Annotated in this window: 16 protein-coding genes; 8 read left to right on the top strand and 8 right to left on the bottom strand. The window is 57.7% G+C overall.

Going from position 1 to position 18,146, the window contains the following annotated elements; all coding sequences use genetic code 11:
- Window positions 1–10 precede the first annotated feature (10 nt).
- From QWU00_RS08885 to QWU00_RS08895, 3 genes are all read left to right on the top strand, one after another.
- Window positions 11–1,492, top strand: coding sequence for an ATP-binding protein (locus QWU00_RS08885; RefSeq protein WP_035377055.1), 1,482 nt, complete (start codon window positions 11–13; stop codon window positions 1,490–1,492).
- 27 nt (window positions 1,493–1,519) lie between these two features.
- Window positions 1,520–2,758 carry an ATP phosphoribosyltransferase regulatory subunit gene (locus tag QWU00_RS08890; protein ID WP_035377053.1) on the top strand — a complete coding sequence of 413 codons (1,239 nt, stop codon included), beginning with the start codon at window positions 1,520–1,522 and terminating at the stop codon, window positions 2,756–2,758.
- 75 nt (window positions 2,759–2,833) lie between these two features.
- Window positions 2,834–4,123, top strand: a complete 1,290-nt coding sequence (locus tag QWU00_RS08895; protein WP_006557882.1) for an adenylosuccinate synthase — start codon at window positions 2,834–2,836, stop codon at window positions 4,121–4,123.
- A 112-nt stretch (window positions 4,124–4,235) separates the two neighbouring features.
- Here the strand turns inward: QWU00_RS08895 and QWU00_RS08900 are convergent, their stop codons facing one another.
- Window positions 4,236–4,511 (bottom strand): hypothetical protein, encoded by a 276-nt coding sequence (locus QWU00_RS08900; protein WP_006557883.1) that lies wholly within the window; start codon window positions 4,509–4,511, stop codon window positions 4,236–4,238.
- 210 nt (window positions 4,512–4,721) lie between these two features.
- Between QWU00_RS08900 and phoB the strand changes: the two genes are divergently transcribed.
- From phoB to QWU00_RS08920, 4 genes are all read left to right on the top strand, one after another.
- The gene (gene phoB, locus QWU00_RS08905; protein WP_035377050.1) at window positions 4,722–5,414 is read left to right on the top strand and encodes a phosphate regulon transcriptional regulator PhoB; all 693 of its coding nucleotides are present in this window, start codon (window positions 4,722–4,724) and stop codon (window positions 5,412–5,414) included.
- Window positions 5,415–5,445: 31 nt separating this feature from the next.
- Window positions 5,446–6,726 carry a sensor histidine kinase gene (locus tag QWU00_RS08910; RefSeq protein ID WP_035377048.1) on the top strand — a complete coding sequence of 427 codons (1,281 nt, stop codon included), beginning with the start codon at window positions 5,446–5,448 and terminating at the stop codon, window positions 6,724–6,726.
- Window positions 6,727–6,835: 109 nt separating this feature from the next.
- Entirely contained in the window at window positions 6,836–7,849 is a 1,014-nt protein-coding gene (gene pstS, locus QWU00_RS08915) for a phosphate ABC transporter substrate-binding protein PstS (RefSeq protein ID WP_035377131.1), read from the top strand.
- A gap of 177 nt (window positions 7,850–8,026) precedes the next feature.
- On the top strand, window positions 8,027–9,754 hold the full coding sequence (locus QWU00_RS08920; protein ID WP_035377046.1) for an OprO/OprP family phosphate-selective porin: 1,728 nt from the start codon (window positions 8,027–8,029) through the stop codon (window positions 9,752–9,754).
- Window positions 9,755–9,794: 40 nt separating this feature from the next.
- On the opposite strand, the gene fdhD is transcribed toward QWU00_RS08920, so the two are convergent.
- The 5 genes from fdhD to QWU00_RS08945 all read right to left on the bottom strand — a co-directional run bounded on the left by fdhD (window position 9,795) and on the right by QWU00_RS08945 (window position 14,823).
- On the bottom strand, window positions 9,795–10,586 hold the full coding sequence (fdhD, locus tag QWU00_RS08925) for a formate dehydrogenase accessory sulfurtransferase FdhD (protein ID WP_222942004.1): 792 nt from the start codon (window positions 10,584–10,586) through the stop codon (window positions 9,795–9,797).
- Window positions 10,579–11,199, bottom strand: coding sequence for a molybdenum cofactor guanylyltransferase MobA (mobA, locus tag QWU00_RS08930; protein ID WP_035377044.1), 621 nt, complete (start codon window positions 11,197–11,199; stop codon window positions 10,579–10,581). The genes fdhD and mobA overlap by 8 nt, the downstream gene beginning before the upstream one ends.
- A 184-nt stretch (window positions 11,200–11,383) precedes the next feature.
- Window positions 11,384–11,809 (bottom strand): glycine zipper family protein, encoded by a 426-nt coding sequence (locus QWU00_RS08935; RefSeq protein ID WP_035377042.1) that lies wholly within the window; start codon window positions 11,807–11,809, stop codon window positions 11,384–11,386.
- 154 nt (window positions 11,810–11,963) lie between these two features.
- On the bottom strand, window positions 11,964–13,391 hold the full coding sequence (locus tag QWU00_RS08940; RefSeq protein ID WP_150395535.1) for a histidine-type phosphatase: 1,428 nt from the start codon (window positions 13,389–13,391) through the stop codon (window positions 11,964–11,966).
- A gap of 112 nt (window positions 13,392–13,503) precedes the next feature.
- Complete coding sequence (locus QWU00_RS08945; RefSeq protein ID WP_035377041.1) at window positions 13,504–14,823, bottom strand: hemolysin family protein; 1,320 nt, start codon at window positions 14,821–14,823, stop codon at window positions 13,504–13,506.
- Window positions 14,824–15,208: 385 nt separating this feature from the next.
- On the opposite strand from QWU00_RS08945, the gene acuI reads away from it, so the two are divergent.
- Window positions 15,209–16,192 carry an acrylyl-CoA reductase (NADPH) gene (gene acuI / locus QWU00_RS08950; RefSeq protein WP_035377125.1) on the top strand — a complete coding sequence of 328 codons (984 nt, stop codon included), beginning with the start codon at window positions 15,209–15,211 and terminating at the stop codon, window positions 16,190–16,192.
- A gap of 192 nt (window positions 16,193–16,384) precedes the next feature.
- Here the strand turns inward: acuI and QWU00_RS08955 are convergent, their stop codons facing one another.
- Together QWU00_RS08955 and argC are read right to left on the bottom strand one after the other, a co-directional pair.
- On the bottom strand, window positions 16,385–17,116 hold the full coding sequence (locus tag QWU00_RS08955; RefSeq protein WP_035377039.1) for an SDR family NAD(P)-dependent oxidoreductase: 732 nt from the start codon (window positions 17,114–17,116) through the stop codon (window positions 16,385–16,387).
- Window positions 17,117–17,158: 42 nt separating this feature from the next.
- A complete protein-coding gene (gene argC, locus QWU00_RS08960; RefSeq protein WP_035377037.1) occupies window positions 17,159–18,070 on the bottom strand; it encodes an N-acetyl-gamma-glutamyl-phosphate reductase in 912 nt (303 codons plus the stop codon).
- Window positions 18,071–18,146 lie beyond the last annotated feature (76 nt).

Genomic DNA, 18,146 nt, shown 5'->3' on the forward strand with positions numbered 1-18,146 from the left:
CGGATGCCCCATGACCAACATGATCACAATGGGGGAAGTGCCGGGCGGCGGTCCCGCACAGATGGACCTTGCCGAACTTCTGGCCACGCGCCTGCTGGTGCAGGGCAATTCCGGTTCAGGAAAGTCGCATCTGCTGCGGCGTTTGCTGGAGCAGTCTGCGCGGTTGGTGCAGCAGGCCATTATTGATCCGGAAGGCGATTTTGTCAGTCTGGCCGACAAATTCGGCCATCTGGTGATTGATGGGGCCGAATGTTCTGAAATGGCGCTGCATGCGGCGGGTGAGCGGATGCGCGTGCATCGGGCTTCCGTCGTGCTGAATCTGGAAGGGCTTGATGCCGACCAGCAGATGAAATGGGCCGCCGCGTTTCTGGGGGGGATGTTCGAAACCCCGCGTGACTATTGGTACCCTGTTCTGGTGGTGGTGGACGAAGCCCAGCTTTTTGCTCCCGCAGCGGCGGGTGAGGTTTCGGACGAGGCGCGGCGGTCTTCGCTGGGGGCCATGACCAACCTGATGTGCCGTGGTCGTAAGCGTGGGCTGGCAGGCGTTATCGCCACCCAACGTCTGGCCAAACTGGCCAAGAACGTGGCGGCCGAGGCGTCTAACTTTCTGATGGGCCGCACCTTTCTGGATATTGATATGGCCCGTGCCTCAGACCTTCTGGGCATGGAGCGGCGGCAGGCAGAAGCCTTCCGTGATCTGCCCCGCGGCACGTTTGTGGCGCTGGGTCCGGCAATGTGCCGCAGGCCAACACCTGTGCGTATAGGCTCGGTTGAAACAGAAAGTCGCTCCGCCGGGCCGGTGCTCACACCATTTCAGCCCCCTTCCGAGCCGCTGCATGATCTGATTCTGGCCCCTTTGCCTGCTGCGGAAGCATTTGCGCGCCCCAGAAAAGCGCCTGCCACTCCGCCGCCTGATCTGCTTTCCCAGCTTGCCGCCCATGGCGAGGCGCAGGCGGCAGCCGCACAGGTGGAGCAGGAGCAGGAAGAAACGCCGGAAGATCAGGGCGAACGCGAGTCCCGCATGGCCGCCATTGTGCGGGACATGCTGGCGGATGATGAAACAGCATTTCGCTCCGCTGCCGTGCTGTATCAAGATTTTCTGGTGCGGTGCCGTATTGCCGGGCTGGGCCGCAATGCGCTGGACCTAAAAGGCTTCAATCGCGCTTTGGCCACGGCGCGGAGTGGTGTGACAGAAGATCTGTCCGTCACGCCGGAATGGCAGCAGGCAGAAGCGCTGGCCAATGCTCTGCCGGAAGATCTGCAATCCGTGTTTCTGTTTCTGGCCCGCGCGGCCATTGATCGGCAGCCGTGCCCCTCAGATGCGGAAATTGCCCGGGTGTATGGCACTGTCTCGCAAGGCAGAGCGCGCCGTTTGCTGGAATGGCTGGAAGACCGCAACGTGATTGTCTTGCAGGCGGATGGCATGGGTCGCCGGGTGATTACGGTCATTGGTCCGGGTTGGGAAACCCTGCCTGGCGCGCCGCAGGCGTAATACGCAAAAAAGTGCCGCCTTGCGGGCATGACGGGCGCGGCCTGCGGTGCTATAGCCCGGAGCATGACGGATGACCCGCCTTTCAGCCCGGCCTTGCTGCCGGCCGGCTTTGTAGATCTGCTCACGCCTGATGCCCGGACCGAGGCAGAAGGTGTGGATGCGCTTATGGGCGTATTTGCCTCACACGGATATAACCGGGTGCGGCCGCCGCTTATGGAGTTTGAAGAAACTCTGCTGGCGGGCTCTGGGGCCTCTCTGGCTGACCAGAGCTTCCGGGTGATGGACCCGGATACGCGCCGCATGATGGTGCTGCGGCCTGATATCACGCCCCAGATTGCCCGTATGGCCGCGACTCGCCTTGGTGGCGCCCCGCGCCCGCTGCGTCTGTCCTATTCCGGTTCCTGCGTGGTGGTTCTGCCTGCAGCGGCGGAAGAAAGCGGTCGCCAGATCATGCAGGCAGGGATCGAGCTGATCGGGCCGGATACGCCTCAGGCCGATGCGGAAGTCGTTTCCGTTGCGGCAGAAGCGCTGGCGCAACTGGGTGTGCCGGGTGTCTCGTTTGACCTGACCATGCCTCCTTTTGTGCCTGCCTTGCTTGAAGAGGCAAAGGTTCCTGCGGCCGTGCGCCCTGCGTTGATGCGTGCGCTGGACCGCAAGGATGCCGCCGCCGTGGCGGAACTTGGGGGCACGTTGTCTGAAACGCTGATTACCCTGCTGCGTGCGGCTGGCCCGGCAGAACAGGCTGTCAGCCTGCTGGCGCGTATCAATCTGCCGCCGCGCTCCCGCGCTATTATCCAGCGTCTCGCTGATACGGTGGAAGCTGTTCGGGCGCTGAACCCCACCCTGCGCCTGACAGTCGATCCGGTTGAGTTTCGGGGCTGGAAGTACCACACCGGCGTATGCGTTACGGTATTTGCCGTTGGTCGGTCTGAAGAACTGGGCCGTGGCGGACGCTACCTGTGTAATGATAACGAACCTGCCTGTGGCCTTACGTTCCGGCCAGACGTGCTGTTCCGCATGATTCCGCCCGCCGCAGCGCGTCCGCGTGTCTATCTGGCCCCCGGGGCGGACCGTCAGGTTGCGGCCAGCCTGCGTAAGCAGGGCTATGCCACGCTTGCGGCCCTTGGAGGCGTCTCTGCCGCCGGGGCAAAAGGAGCCGCTTCCACACAGGCAGAAGCCCACGGGCCGGAGTATGATCGGGCCGAGGCCAGACGGCTTGGGTGCAGCCATATTCTTTCAGGTGCCACGTGCACGGAGCTTGAGTAACGGCCGCCAGCCTCAGGCGGCCTCTCTGCCCCATGCGGGGCGTAATCAGGCAGATTTTCCAGGAGCAGACTGTTTATGTCCAACGTCACCGTAATTGGCGCCCAGTGGGGCGATGAAGGCAAAGGTAAGATTGTTGACTGGCTGGCCAGCCGGGCAGACATTGTTGTGCGCTTTCAGGGCGGCCACAATGCGGGCCATACGCTGGTGGTGGGCAATCAGGTTTACAAGCTTTCCCTGCTGCCTTCCGGCGTTGTCAGCGGCAAGATTGGCGTGATCGGCAACGGCGTGGTGGTGGACCCGCAGGCTCTGCTGGCAGAAATTGGCCGCATTCAGGAACAGGGGCTGGTTGTGACCCCTGATACCCTGAAAATTGCGGAAAACGTGCCGCTGATTCTACCTGTGCATGGCGCGCTTGACCGCGCGCGTGAAGCTGCACGTGGCGACCGCAAGATTGGCACCACCGGCCGTGGCATTGGCCCCGCCTATGAAGATAAAGTGGCCCGCCGCGCCATCCGTCTGTGTGATCTGGCTGAGCCGGAAACGCTGGACTGGAAGCTGGACGAACTGCTGCTGCACCATAACACCCTGCTGGCGGGGCTTGGCGCACCGACCTTCAAGAAAGAAGATCTGCTGGCCTTCCTGACGGATATTGCCCCCAAGGTGCTGCCGTTTGCCGCCCCCACATGGGACATTCTGGATGAAGCCCGCCGCACAGGCAGCCGTATCCTGTTTGAAGGCGCTCAGGCTGTCATGCTGGATGTGGACCACGGCACCTATCCGTTTGTCACCAGCTCCAACACGGTCGCCTCCAACGCAGGTACGGGTTCAGGTATGGGCCCAAGTGCTGCTGGTTTTGTGCTGGGTATTGCCAAGGCGTACTGCACCCGCGTGGGGGAAGGTCCGTTCCCGTCTGAACTGCATGATGATGTGGGCCGCAAGATTGGTGAGCGTGGGCATGAATTCGGCACTGTTACGGGCCGCCCGCGTCGCTGCGGCTGGTTTGATGCTGTTCTGGTGCGTCATGCCGTGCGTGTTGGCGGCGTGAACGGTCTGGCCCTGACCAAGCTGGATGTGCTGGACGGGTTTGATGAAATCCGTATCTGCGTTGGGTATGAACTGGACGGCAAGACCATTGATCGCTTTCCGTCCTCTCCAGCGGCTCAGGCCCGTATCAAACCAGTGTTTGAAACGGTTGAAGGCTGGAAAGATACGACCCACGGAGCACGGAGCTGGGCAGAACTGCCTGCGCAGGCCATCAAATACGTGCGTCGGATTGAAGAACTGGTAGGCGCACCGGTCACCCTGCTGTCCACCAGTCCTGACCGTGATGATACCATCCTGATGCGTGACCCGTTTGAAGACTGAGGCACACAGACAGCTTCCCCTGGCCTGTTAAGGCTAGGGGAAGCACGTTTGGGTCAAGATATAGTGAAGGCCTGGTTCTGGCGCGGAAGTGGCAGAGCCGGGCTTTTTTGTATCAGCGCGGCTGGGCAGGGTTCTGCTGCATGGCTGTGGCAGCCGGACCTTCCGCAAACCCGCCAAACACGCGGGATGTGGGGTAAAGGGCATGCAGCCGCTCTTTGCGGGCATTTTCATCCAGCGTGGCAACAATGCCTTCCAGCATACCCAGCTGCAGCATGCCGCGTGCAGAGAAAGCCTGGGAAAACTGCTTCCCGAAGGTTTTTAATAAAACTGTCACGGAGGGGCGGGACGCTTTGCCGCTATGCGGCAGAGAAGTGCGAAAAATACTCATGCGAGCGTATCCTGGAGGTGCATCCGGCACGATTGCCGGTCCAGCTCCTTTCCGGTCCCATAATCCAGGAAGTCTGGTGATGTATATAAAGATTTTGCACATCAGCAGGGTGTTTTTCGCAAGGGCGGCAGCGGTGGCGGATTTCCGCCATGCAGTTGTTTTTTTGTCCGGCCACAGCCTATTCTCCGTCCGAATCGTTATGGGTAGGTCATGACGCAGAAAACGAACATTCTTGTGGTTGAAGATGATCCGGCACTCTCCCGGCTTATCTGTTACAATCTTGAAAAACAGGATTACGAGGTCCGACTGGCAGCAGATGGGCAGGACGCGCTGGAGCAGATTGCGCGCCGTATGCCTGATCTTGTCCTGCTGGACTGGATGCTGCCTGGGGTTTCCGGCATTGAAGTGTGCCGCCGCTTGAGGGAACAGCCCAAAACCCGCACGTTGCCCGTGATCATGCTCAGTGCCCGTGGGCAGGAGACAGATAGCGTGCGCGGGCTGGATACCGGCGCGGATGATTATCTGGTCAAGCCCTTTGGCATGGAAACGCTGTTTGCGCGTGTAAAGGCCATTTTGCGGCGTGTGCCCCCCCCCAGCAAAAATCTACAATTTGAAACGCTGGTGCTTGATCGGGTGGCGCATAAAGTTGAGCGCAATGGTCGCCTGTTGCCGCTGGGACCAACCGAATACCGCTTGCTTGAATTTCTGATGAGCCACCCCGGTCAGGTTTTCTCCCGCGAGGAACTGTTGGAGCACGCATGGGAGCGCAGTTCCTACGTTGAGCTGCGCACTGTGGATGTACACATTCGTCGTCTGCGCCAGACGCTGAATGAAGGGGATGAAAAAGACCTGATCAGAACAGTGCGGGCGCGCGGTTACGCGCTTGATCTGCCGCAGGATTGATTTTGCTTCCGTGCCCGAGGCGGCCTGAGCCATGATGCACGCTCTGGCTTTTGCGGCTGGCGGAGCAGTGGCCGGGGGGCTGCTGGCCAGCACTCTGACAGTGTTGGCTCTGCGGCGTGGGTATGAAGCCCCGCAGGAGAAACAGCCCGAGCCAGCCGCCTTCCTTCCCACAAAAGCACGGCTTCTGATGGCTGTGGAACAGGTGGTGTCCTCTTTGCCGGCAGCCAGTCTGGTGCTCGATCAGGATAGACGTTTGCTTTACGCATCGCCCCAAGCTTACCAGCAGTTTGCCGAAAGCGTGGGGAGTATTGAGCGCCACCCGGCGTTTCAGGGTGCGTTGGATCGTCTGGCCACCCGCAGCCCCAGCCGGGGAGAGGAAATAGAAGAGGCGCGCATTGTTCTGGATGTTCCCTTGCAGCGCATTGTGCGGGGTTTTTTCCAGAAAAAAGCATTCCCCAAGAATATTTTTGCGTCTGAAGAAGACAAGAGTGAGGATCGCCGTAGCGTTCTGCTGACCTTTGTCGTGCTGTATGATGTAACAGAGGCCGAGATCACGGAACGCAAGCACGCGGATTTTGTGGCCTTTGCCAGCCATGAGCTCCGTACTCCGCTTGCCGCGCTCATGGGGTTTATTGAAACCCTGCAAGGCCCTGCGGCAGATGATCCAGACGCGCAAAAGGAGTTTCTGGGTATCATGGCGGCGCAGGGGCGGCGGATGCAGCGGTTGCTTGATGGCCTGCTTTATCTCTCACGGGTGCAGATGCTGGAGCACCAGCGCCCACGGGGGCAGATCAGATTAGGGGAACTGTGTAGCCGGTTGCAGGGTGAAACAGGGATTCTGTTCCGGCAAAGCACGGCAACGCTGGTTGTTATTCCGCTCGATAATCCTGACCTGTGTGTGGCGGGCGATGAAGATCAGATGTTGCAGGTTCTGATAAACCTTGTTGAAAATGCCCTGAAATATGGTGTCTGCCATAGCAAGGATAGCCCGGAGGCAGCCCTGACAATTACCGTCAGTTGCATGATGGCACCATTGGGTTCCGGTTGGCCTGCTGGCCCCGGAGTTGTTCTCAGCGTGGCGGATAATGGGCCGGGTATTGCCGCGCGGCATCTGCCACGTTTGACGGAACGGTTCTATCGGGTGCCCAAAACATCTGCCGTGGTGCAGGGAAGCGGTCTGGGGCTTGCCATTGTGCAGCATATCATCACCCGCCATGGCGGCCGGTTTGTGGTGGACAGCACTGTGGGAGAGGGCACAACCTGCAAAATCTGGCTTCCCTTGGGTGACGCGACGGCTGTCATAAAAACGTAATAAAACTGTCTTGAATACGTCATTACCTTTTAAGGGGCAGACCCATTAAGGGAGAGGGCAGACGCAGCTTCGCTGTGTTTTTTTGATGATGTTCAGGGATCATACCGAAATGCATCTTTCATTCCGGCCTCTTGCTATTCTGCTTGCGGCAACCAGCCTTGCCGTTGTGTTGCCTGGCGTCTCCAAGGCCGAAAGCGTAACAGGAGCTGGCTCCAGCTTTGCTGCACCGATTTATGAAGCATGGAGCGAGGCCGCCAAAACTGCTGTTGGGGTAACAGTCAATTACCAGAGCGTTGGCTCCAGCGCAGGGCAAAATCAGGTTCTGGCAGGAACGGTGGATTTCGGTGCATCTGATGCACCCATGGATGCGCAGAAAATTGAGTCTGCACATCTGTTCCAGTTCCCCACCGTTATGGGTGGCATTGTGCCTGTTGTGAACATTCCGGGCATGAAGGCCAACGCGCTGCGCCTGAGCGGTGAAGTGCTGGCTGGTATTTATGCAGGTGACATCACGGAATGGAATGATGCCAAGATTGCAGCCCTGAACCCGGGTGTAAAACTGCCTGATCTGGCCATTGCGCCGATCCACCGTGCTGATGGCTCTGGCACCACGTTTGTGTTCACATCCTATCTGGCCCGGTCTTCTGACTCCTGGAAAAACAATCTGGGCGCTGGCACGTCCATTTCCTGGCCTGGCGGTCTTGGTGCCCGTGGGAATGACGGCATTGCTGCAACCGTGCAGAATACGGAAGGCGCTATTGGTTATGTTGAATATGCCTACGCCAGCCGTAACCACCTGACCACCATCAAGCTGCGCAACCATGCGGGCGAAGATGTTGAAGCCAACCAGACCAGCTTTGCGCATGCCGCTGAATCTGCTGACTGGAAAAATGCCTCTCACTTCGCTGTTGATCTGCTGGATACCGCAGGCCATGGCGCATGGCCCATCGTGTCCGCCACCTATGTGCTGACCCCGGTTCCGCCCAAAGATGCCGCACGTGGTAAAGCTGTGCGTAACTTCTTTACGTGGAGCTTTGAAAAGGGTGATGTCATTGCTGCCAAACTTGACTATGTGGCTCTGCCGCAGGCAGTGAAAAGCGCCATTCTGTCTTCCTGGAAATAAGCGCTTATTTTTTAGATTATCCTAATAAATAAAAGTTATTTTAATAAGTGAGGGCCGTCTGAATATCAGACGGCCCTTTTTCATAAAACTGTAAAGAAACCATCACGAAACCATCACGCACAAGAAACAGAATACGACGTATTCAGCGCTCATCGTCTTCTCTCAGGGAATGGCCTGATGCGTTGTAAAGCTGTTGTTTCTTCTTTTGCGTTTGCTTCTTTTCTGCTGAGCAGCGCAGCATCATCATCTGCTTTGGCGTCTCCTTCGGATGATGCGCAGATCCGTGCGCTCCGTGTAGAAATGGCGCAAATGCGCAAGGAAATGATGGGGCAGATTTCCACGCTGAAAGTGCGTCTGGCCCGTAGTGAGGCAAGTGCCCACAGGCAGGAGCATACCGGCACGGCATCTGTTCAGAACACCCATGCCAACCCCCGCATGCTTGCCTCCGGTCCGATTGATCCGAGAGTGAAGTTTGCTGAGCCAATTCCCCGCGCAAACAGGCTGCGTCTTGCCACGTCTGGCACCCCTACGAGCGACCGTGGGGACATTATGTCCTGGAAATCATTCCGGGCGGCTACGGCCGGTGAGGAAGACGTACATGTCGGTGGTATGATCATCGGTTTTCCAAAAGGCCGCTTTACCATAGCCACGGAAGATGCAGCTTATGCGCTGTCCATTGGTCTGGCATTTCATGAAGATTTTGGCGGCTTCTTTAATGCAGGCCCTCGCCGGGGTGAAGGGCGTGGCGCATTTAACAGCTTTACAAGTAATATGCGGCGTCTGCGTATTCCGTTCACCTTCCGCTATAAAAACTTTGTTGCGGCTGTCACGCCAGATTTCGGGGCCAACCATAATGATGGTTATGTTGGCCTGTATGAAGGAAACCTGAACTACACAGGTTTGCGGAATACTATCCTGACGGTTGGTTACTTCCAGCCCCGCGTTACTGAAGAAGATTCTGAAAGCTCCAACGACTTCTTCACCCTTGAACGTCCCAGCATTACCGACATGGTTCGTAACATTGCGGCGGGTGACGCACGCTTCAGCGTGGGTGCTCTGCATTACGAAAAACGTTGGTGGATTGCAGGCTACTTTACCGGACAGGAATGGGGCCACCGCAACGCGTCTGACAGTAGCTCCACCTATTATGGCGGCGGCAGCGGCACCACCATGGATAGCCAGACAGGGGCTACATTGCGTGTTGCCGGTCGTCCTGTCGCTACAAAAAATTGGGATGTTCACGTAGGGGCATCAGGCATTTCCGCTTTTCGTCTGGCGTGTAATGCTGCCTCGTCCACCTCTGGTTCGGCTACCTCCTGTTCCCGCTCTACATCTTTTGGGCAGCGTCCGGAATTTGATATTGGTGAAGCAAACCTTGCGGCAACGGGTGCCATCAACCATGCGTCTCAGGTTTGGGCAGCAGGACCTGAACTGGGGGTGCGTTGGGATCGGCTGCTTGTAAAGGGTGAATACTATCATGTCGGTGTTCAGCGCGAAGGTGCTGGCCTGAAATCTGCCGGGTTCCAGGGCTGGTATGGTTCAGCGGCTTACACAATTTTCGGCACACCGCGTATGTATAGCGAAAAGAGCGGCGCATTCACCGCTCCGGGTGTGAAAGACAACGAGGAATTCAATCCCGCTCTTAACCACTGGGGCGCGCTTGAAGTTGTGGGTCATTACAGCGTGATCGACCTGAACAGCAACCTGGGCGATGCAAACGCCAAGAATGTGATCCGTGGTGGGCAGCAGACAGTATGGACGGGCGGCCTGAACTGGTATCCCAACCGTCACTTCCGTCTGATGCTTGATTTCAGCCACTTCATCGTGTCTCGCAGCGAGCAGGCCACCAACATTTATGGGCGCACGGGCAACTCTGTTGCCGCCCGTGTTCAGGCCGGTTTCTAAAATTCTGTGGATTTAAAAAGGATGATGCAGGTGTTCTGTATCATCCTACTGCGCCGGTAAATAAGAACTGTGCAGGAGGCCGCGCCAGACCAACAATGGTCAGGCCGGCCTCTTTTGCCAGATTGAGGGCTCGTACGGTGGGGGCGGAAATAGCGACCAGCGTTGTAAAACCCGCCATAATGGCTTTTTGCGCCATTTCATAAGAGCAACGGCTGGTAATAACACAAAACCCTTTGGAAAAATCAGCCTTTTGCCGCAAGCCTGCGCCTATCAGTTTATCCAGCGCGTTATGGCGGCCGATATCTTCCCGTATCAACCGGACAGCACCAGTGTCATCACACCATGCGGCCCCATGCACCATATGGACCTGTGCATTCAAAGCCTGATGGCTGGCAAGTTCCGTCAGACTTTTCTGTATGGCTTTGAGGGAAACAGGAGGGGCAGCCGGCACTTTTGGAAGTTGCGTATGCAGGCTTTTCAGATCATCACTGCCGCAGATGCCACATCCTGTACGGCCGGTCATGGCACGGCGTGATTGGAGAAGACGTCTGAAATCCTCACCCGCTATGGAAAGATGCAGCGTCACGCCATCTTCGGCCTCCTCCACACGTACGGAGCGAATGGACGCAGGTGTAGAGACCAGCCGTTCTGTTATGGAAAAACCAAAAGCATAATCTTCAAGATACTCTTTTGTCGCCATCATCACAGCATATGGCACGCTGTTGAAAACAAACCCCACCGGGGTCTCATCCGCCAGACTCAGGTGGGTAGACGTGCAGTCTGTGTCGGTCAGTTTCTCTGCTGGCCATGAGATCACGAGCGGGTCACTCATTGATCAGTCCTTTTTCAATCATGCGGCATGCAGAGGCATAGTCTTCTGGCGTATTGATGTTGAAGAACGGATCAGGAGTGTGGCCCGCAAATGTCACATGGCGCACGCCAAGAGTTCTGGCAAACATCCGCACCCGTAGCATGTGAGGGGATGGTGGCTGTGCCAGCCAGTCCTGTAGCCGCTCAAGGCAGCTTGTGGGCCATGTTGCTACCAGTGGGTGTTCTCTCCCGCTAGAGACAGCAACAGCGGGTGCAGGCAGCAAACGCTCAACCAGCGTTGCGGGAATAAACGGGGTGTCTCCTGGCACAGTCAACACAGTATCGCACTGCTGTGTTCTGGCCCATTGCAGTCCAGCCAGAACACCGGCCAGCGGGCCGCGTTCATCTAACGTGTCTGGCAGAACCGGTATGCCCCAGGGTGCGAACCGGGCGGCATCTCCATTGGCACTTAGGGCCAGCGTTGCGCACTGGGGGGCTAGTTTACGGATCAGGTGCGTAAGGAGAGGTTCCTCATTCAACGCAAGAAGGGGTTTGTCACATCCTCCCATACGCATGCCTTTGCCCCCTGCAAGGATAACGGCGGCAACGCGGGAAGGAGAAGGATGAGTGCTCATGCTGAAAAGACTCCTGCAAGCAGAGGGATATGGCAAGAGACTTTGTACAGGCCACCCTATGTTGCCCATGGTCGTGCAAGGATCAGAAGGCAGTAGACAGCAAAAAGCCCCGGCAAAGCGGGGCTTTCAGCCATAAAACCTTCGTTCCGCAGCGTGGGCAGAACGCGGTTCAGGGAGGGTGGTTTTAGTAGTTCCGCGCCGGAAGCACGTTTTTGTAAGCAATCATGCAGGCAACATATGCGTTGTCATACTGCTGCTGAATGCTGCCTTGGCGGGAATTGGAGTAGGCACCACCACCAGCCGTTCCGGCCAATGCACCGGCACCGGCACCAATTCCGGCACCCACGCCTCCGCCTGCAGCGGCACCCAACCCGGCACCCAGAGCCGTGGCGGCGAGCCCACCGTAAAGGGCACGGTGATTCTGGCGTTCTGCCTGTCCACTTACGCTGCTGGAAGCCTGAGAACGGCAGAAATTCTGTTCCTGCGCGAATGTGGCATAGTCTTTACCCGGTCCCGGCAGCACCATGGCGGTGGGGCCCATAGGGGTTTCCGCGCACGCAGCCAGAAGCAGTGCAGGAACCAGGAAAAAAGCGGCATGTCCAAGTTTCATTGGTCTTACTCTTAGTGTTTAGTTGGTAGCGAAGTATCAGATTAATTTAGCTTTTTTAAGGCAACGCGACCCTCTCCAAATAACATTCATTAAACGCAGGACTGTGCTGAAAGTTCACTCAACTCTCCACCTCAGCTTCGGGGATAGAGGACGTTCAAAGAGGCTTCTGGAGCAAGTGGCTTTCTTCTGCATACACATTACGGCCCAGAATTGCGGGCGTGCATTTTTCCACCTTTGGAGTGTCAGGGCACAATGCACTCCGCAAAATGGCAGGTTGCCCACTGTCCACCCGGTTTTCAACCGGACTTCCGATACGGAGTTGCTCTAGGCTCTGGTGGAAAACAACAAACCGCACAAATGGAAGGCCTTTTGCGTCCTGCCAGAGTTCAAAGCCCAGAGTAGTATCCGGTGCGGTCGGGTCTGGCTGGTCTGTGAACGCCCAGTCCAGCCCGAACAGCGTCGCCAGCATATCAAGCGTTGTGTCATGTCCGACAAAAACAACCATGCGGGCAGAGGCTGGAATGGTATCGCCATTTGGGAGGGGCGTTGCGTGTTCCGACAGCAAACTGGTGAGGGCATCTGCCAGATATCTCCCGCGCGGGATGGCAATGGCTGGGAGGCGCCGGGTGAGATGGCTTTGGTACGTATGGGCAGGCAGAACAGAGGCCACCAGAGCCGCTTGATCTGGGTTGGCGGGAGATGTTTGCGGTGCAGTGCCGGCAGAGGCGTTGTCTGCTGGCGGGATAGCAGTCTGCACGGTAGGAGGGAGACCCTGACAGTATTCCAGCAGTAGGTTTTCAGAAACGGTAGAGGCGAGGGCCATGCCGCCTGTGACATGTGGAGCCCCTTTTTTCCATGAAAGCTGGGCCGGAGCGGAAAAACAGACACTTCCGGGTTTCCCGCATCCCTGGGGAGCAAAAAGGCTTTGTAAGTGAGCGGATGCCGTCTGCGCAGACTTAGGAGGGGGCTGATCAGGAGGCAGGGTTTGCCCGAGCTTGGTTAAAACCGTCTGCTTTTCAAGTGTTTCATGTCCACTGGCCAAAGCATTGAAAAGAGGATCTTTCTGCCCGGCAGGGAGAGAGGCTGCCGTTTGCAGGCATCCCGCGCTCAGGGTTTTTGATAGAACATTGCCGGTTTCCCGCGTACGGGTGTCAGCCGCATCGGCCCACACAAAAAGAGTGGGCGCGCAGGCTCTGCCTCCTTCGGAAAGAAGGGTATGATAATAATGGCCGAGGAAGGTGCCCATTTGTGCCACATCCGTGCGGCCATGTTCTGTTAATTGCCCCGGGGGCACCGGCCATGCAGACCACTTAACGCCTGTGTTGGCCTTTAGGGCTTCGGGTGTCTGGGTCGGGCTGCGAATGCCGTGGCGGGTGACCAGAATGACCCGCTTGAGGACAGCCCCCCTTTCAGGTGCCTGTTGAGCCTGAGCCTGAGCCTGAGCCTGAGCCTGAGCCTGAGCCTGAGCCTGAGGCGTGAGCGAAGCAACAAGCATGGAGAGAAGGAGCAGCACCGAAAGATGGGCAGCAGAGCATACTCCGTGAGGGAGGAAACGTAGGGACGGCAGGAAGGAAAAACGCATGGTACCCGACAGCAGACGCGGAAAAAGCCTAGTGTAAGGGGCTTGGAGGGAGACCTGCAAATAAGGGGCAATAGGCTCCCGGTTTTCCTGCAAAAATCCGGTTGATAGCCCGTCAGGAAAGGCGGGTCACCAGAAGCTGGTTGATGCGGAAGCCTTCTACGTCCACCACTTCAAACCGGAAACCGCTTTCATCAACCCGGTCTGTTTTGCGGGCCATGCGGCGCAGGCGATGCATGACAAAGCCGCTGATGGTATCAAACTGGGCACTGTCAGGCAGTTCGACCAGATGCAACTCGCGCATCACATCGCCAATAGGGGCGGCGCCGTCAATCAGCCAGGAATTTTCATCCCGGCGCACAATGGCCTGTTCCTCAAAGGGGTTGGCCAGACCATCCATCAGCGCCCCCATGATATCCTTGAAGGTGATCAACCCCACCACAAGCCCATATTCATTCACAATCAGGGCAAAGCCGACGCCATGGGTATCAAACTGAGCCAGCGTATCCCACAGGTTCAGGGTTTCCGGCACGGACAGCACATCACGCCGCATCCGGAAAATAGGGTTGGGTAACGCAATCTCGCCAGCGACAGGCGTGATGGAGGGGTCCACCACGGACGCAAGCACGTCTTCAGAGCGGATGGAGCCAATAACCGTATCCAGTCCGCCATTGCACAGCGGGTAGCGGGAATATGGTTTGGCCCGTACTTTTTCATGGTTGCTCTGGGCTGTGTCCTGCACGTCCAGATAGACAATTTCATCACGCGGGGTCATGGCGGAGGTAACGGAACGGTCCTGCAGGCCCAGCACGTTCTGGATCATCTGGTGTTCCTGCTCCAGCAACACGCCAGAGGCCGTGCCCGCAGCCAGAATGGCCCGCAGATCTTCAGGCGTAACAGGCTCTACGGCAGAGGCGGCTGGAATTTTCAGCGCCCGTAGAACAGCATCGGACACCTTGGAGAAAATCCAGACAAACGGGTAGAGCGCCCGCAGTGCGAATTTGGGGAACCACCCAATGGCCAGCGCTACCTTGTCCGGCGCATTCATGGCCACCCGTTTGGGGAGCAGGTCAGCAAACAGGACAAACACACCTGTCACCAACACGAAGCTGAAAGCTGACCCCAGATTCTGCGCAAGCCCGGAGGAAAGGCCCCATTGCATCAACAGGGCCGCACTGGGGGGCGCCAGCATTTCCGAACTGACAATACCGCCCAGAATACCCACCCCGTTCAGGCAGATCTGGAGAACAGTCATTACCTGCCCGCTGTTACGGCGCAGGGCCAGGAAGGCCTGCGCACGCTTGTCTCCTGCCTCCGCACGGGAGCGAAGTCTGACTTCCCGCGCTGCCGCGAAGGAAATCTCGGACAGGGAAATCAGGATGCTGACCGCAATCAGCAGGACAAGGGCCAGAATGCCCAGCAGGAACAGGATCAAGAGAAAACTCTACAAACGAGAGAAAAATGGAAATATCCCGTAAGCTATAACTTGTGTGGCTCCTGCCGCCTAGTTTCTTTTGCCTTGCGCAGCAGGCGGATTACCGGGAGATTTTTCCCTCTCTATTCTCCTGCGCCCGTTCTTTTGTCAGATGGTGGTCAAAAGATAACAACTGCTGGCCTGGATGGGGGAGGTGGTGTTTTTCTTCACATTCGGGTCAGACAGTGGTCATTTACCTTCTTTAAAGAGGGGGGTGTATCCCGGTCCTTTGCGGCGCGTTGTGGCAGGGTGTGCGTCCGTAAACAGGACGTGTTTTGCGCATGATGGGCCAATGGCCTCAGATGCAGGTCAGAATCGCCTTCAGACCCCAGGAAAGAAAAACAGCATGTTCGATGCGTACCTTGTGGAGAAGACTGCGGAGGGCACTCCGTCTGTTGTTCTGCGCCACCTGCCAGACGATCAGTTGCCCGAAGGAGATGTGACAGTGCGGGTGGAGTGGTCCACCCTCAACTACAAGGATGCGCTGGCCCTTACTGGCAAGGGGCCGATTATTCGGTCTTACCCCATGGTCCCCGGCATTGATTTTGCAGGCACGGTTGAAGCCTCCAGCAATCCCGCTTTTTCTGTTGGGCAGAAAGTGCTGCTGAACGGGTACGGGGTGGGAGAAAAGCATTGGGGTGGTCTGGCAGGCCGTGCTCGGGTGCCGGGTGAATGGCTTGTTCCCTTGCCGGAAGCATTTACCCCCCGGCAGGCCATGGCGCTGGGAACGGCTGGTTACACGGCCATGTTGTGCGTGCAGGCTTTGCAGAAGCAGGGTGTGACACCGCGCAGTGGAGAAGTCGTGGTCACTGGGGCTTCCGGTGGTGTGGGCAGCGTGGCGGTCATGTTGCTGGCAAAGCTGGGGTATGCGGTTACAGCCGTAACGGGCCGCATGGAAGAAAAGCCTTATCTGGAAAAGCTGGGAGCAAAAGACGTCATTCCCCGTCAGTTTTTTGGGGGCATGACGCGCCCTCTTGAAAAAGCGCGCTGGGCCGGGGCGGTGGATGTGGCAGGGGGTGCCATTCTGGCGGCGGTCTGTGCGTCCATGTTGCCTTATGGCGTTGTTACGGCGTGCGGACTTGCCGCAGGCATGGATTTTCCCGCAACGGTTGCACCTTTCATTCTGCGCGGTGTCACGCTGGTGGGGATTGAAAGCGTTAACTGTCCCAGTGCGGAACGGCGAGAGGCCTGGCAGGCGCTGGCTGAGTTGGTTGATCAGGCTCTGCTGGAAGAAATGACCACTGAAATTGCCTTCTCCGATGTCGTGCCCACCGCAGAGCGGTTGCTGGCTGGCAAGGTAAGGGGCCGGGTTGTGGTGAAAATTCCCTGAGCAGCGGAGGTGCTGCTGAGATTATGCAAAAGAGAGCCCTGCACTCTCTTTCGAAAGGCAGGGCGTTCAGAGGGTGAAAACCAGCCGGTTTGTCTGCAACCCCATTCAGGCTGACCTGACATCTCTGGTGGTTTTTCCCTTATGCTTTGTGCCGGCCAGATTAGGGAAGGCAGGCACACATTGGGCGGAGGCTCAGGCTTCCAGACCACCGTCCACAGGCAGGGCGGCACCGGTGATGTAACCGGCCTTCGGGCTGGCCAGGAAAGACACCATGTTAGAGATATCTGAAACCGTGCCGTAAGCGCCCGTGGCCACAAAACTACTGATCACCTTTGCGCCCTCACCCGTAGCCGGGTTGAGGTCTGTATCAATGGGGCCGGGTTCCACCACGTTTACGGTAATGCCTTTTGGGCCCAGATCACGCGCAACACCCTGCGTAAAGCCACGGAGGGCCGCCTTGGTGGCTGCATAGAGTGAAATACCGGGGAAGGGTGTGCGTGCGCCAAAAGCGGACCCGATAAAGATCAGGCGGCCACCTTTTTTCATGTGCTTCACAGCTTCTGCTGTTTCCACCATAACGCCGCGCACGTTCAGGTTCAGCACCTGTTCAATCTGCTCCACACTCATTTCATCAATGGGGCCGTATGGGTAGATGCCCGCATTGCACACCAGTGTGTCCAGCCGCCCAAATTCTTTGACTGTTTCAGCAATAACGGCCTTGTTGCCAGCAACCGAGCTACCATCTGCCTTGACTGCCAGCGCCTTGCGGCCAAGGGCGCGTACCTTATCGGCGGTTTCTTCCGCAGCCTGAGCGTTGCGGGCGTACGACAGCACAATATCAAAACCGTCTTTTGCAAGCTGTTCTACAATGGCCGCGCCAATACCGCGGCTACCACCTGTTACAATAGCGACAGGGTTTGTCATGTCATTCTCCTTAAATGTCTGAAAATGCTAGGAAGGATCTTTTTAAAGCCCCAGCATCAGGGCAATGTTCTGCAGGGCCGCGCCAGAGGCCCCTTTGCCCAGATTATCCAGCCGGGCCGTTAACACGGCCTGCCTGTTGTGGGTGCTGGCATGCACGCGCAGTTCCATTTTGTCACTTCCGGCCAGCGCTTCGGCTGAAAGGGTTGCGTCATGCGGCAGCACGTGCACGTTCGCCTGCCCCGCATACCGGGTTGCAAGGGCCGTGTGCAGGTCTTCGCCAGTCACACCTCCGTTAAGATCATCCAGATGCAGCGGGATGGATACAATCATGCCGCGTGGAAAGTGGCCAACGGAGGGAACAAAAACCGGCCGCCGTTCCAGCCCGGCGTGCAGGTGAATTTCGGGCACATGTTTGTGCTCAAGGCCCAGCCCGTACAATTCAAAAGCCGGACCACCATCGCGTTCATGCGCTTCGATCATGGTGCGGCCCCCCCCCGAATAACCACTGACGGCATTGATGCACACAGGGTAGCGGGCATCCAGAATGCCTGCGTCAATCAGGGGGCGAAGCAGCGCAATGGCCCCCGTTGGGTAGCAGCCGGGGTTGGAAACCCGTGGTGCGCCTGTAATGGCAGCAGCCTGCGCGGCGGAAAGTTCGGGAAAGCCATACACCCAGCCCGGTGCCGTGCGGAAAGCCGTGCTGGCGTCCAGAATGCGGGGGGCGTTCTCTCCCAGTGTATCCGCCATTTTCACGGCCTCGCGGGAGGCCGCGTCTGGCAGGCACAGCACAACCACATCTGCCGCGGCCATGGCCTCCTTGCGGGCCGCGGGGTCCTTGCGGCGCGCGTGGTCAATGGAATGCAGCGTAACCGGCAGGGCAGACAGGCGCTCCCGAATGCCAAGGCCTGTGGTGCCAGCTTCGCCATCAATAAAAATAACGGGGTGCTGTGTCATACCTTTTCTCCTTTGCAGAGTGGGGGATGTGCCGGTTTGGGCCGTCCTGCTGTTTACGGACTGTTGCGTGTGTGTC

This window comes from Acetobacter tropicalis, from assembly GCF_030644465.1.
Classification (GTDB): Bacteria; Pseudomonadota; Alphaproteobacteria; order Acetobacterales; family Acetobacteraceae; genus Acetobacter; species Acetobacter tropicalis.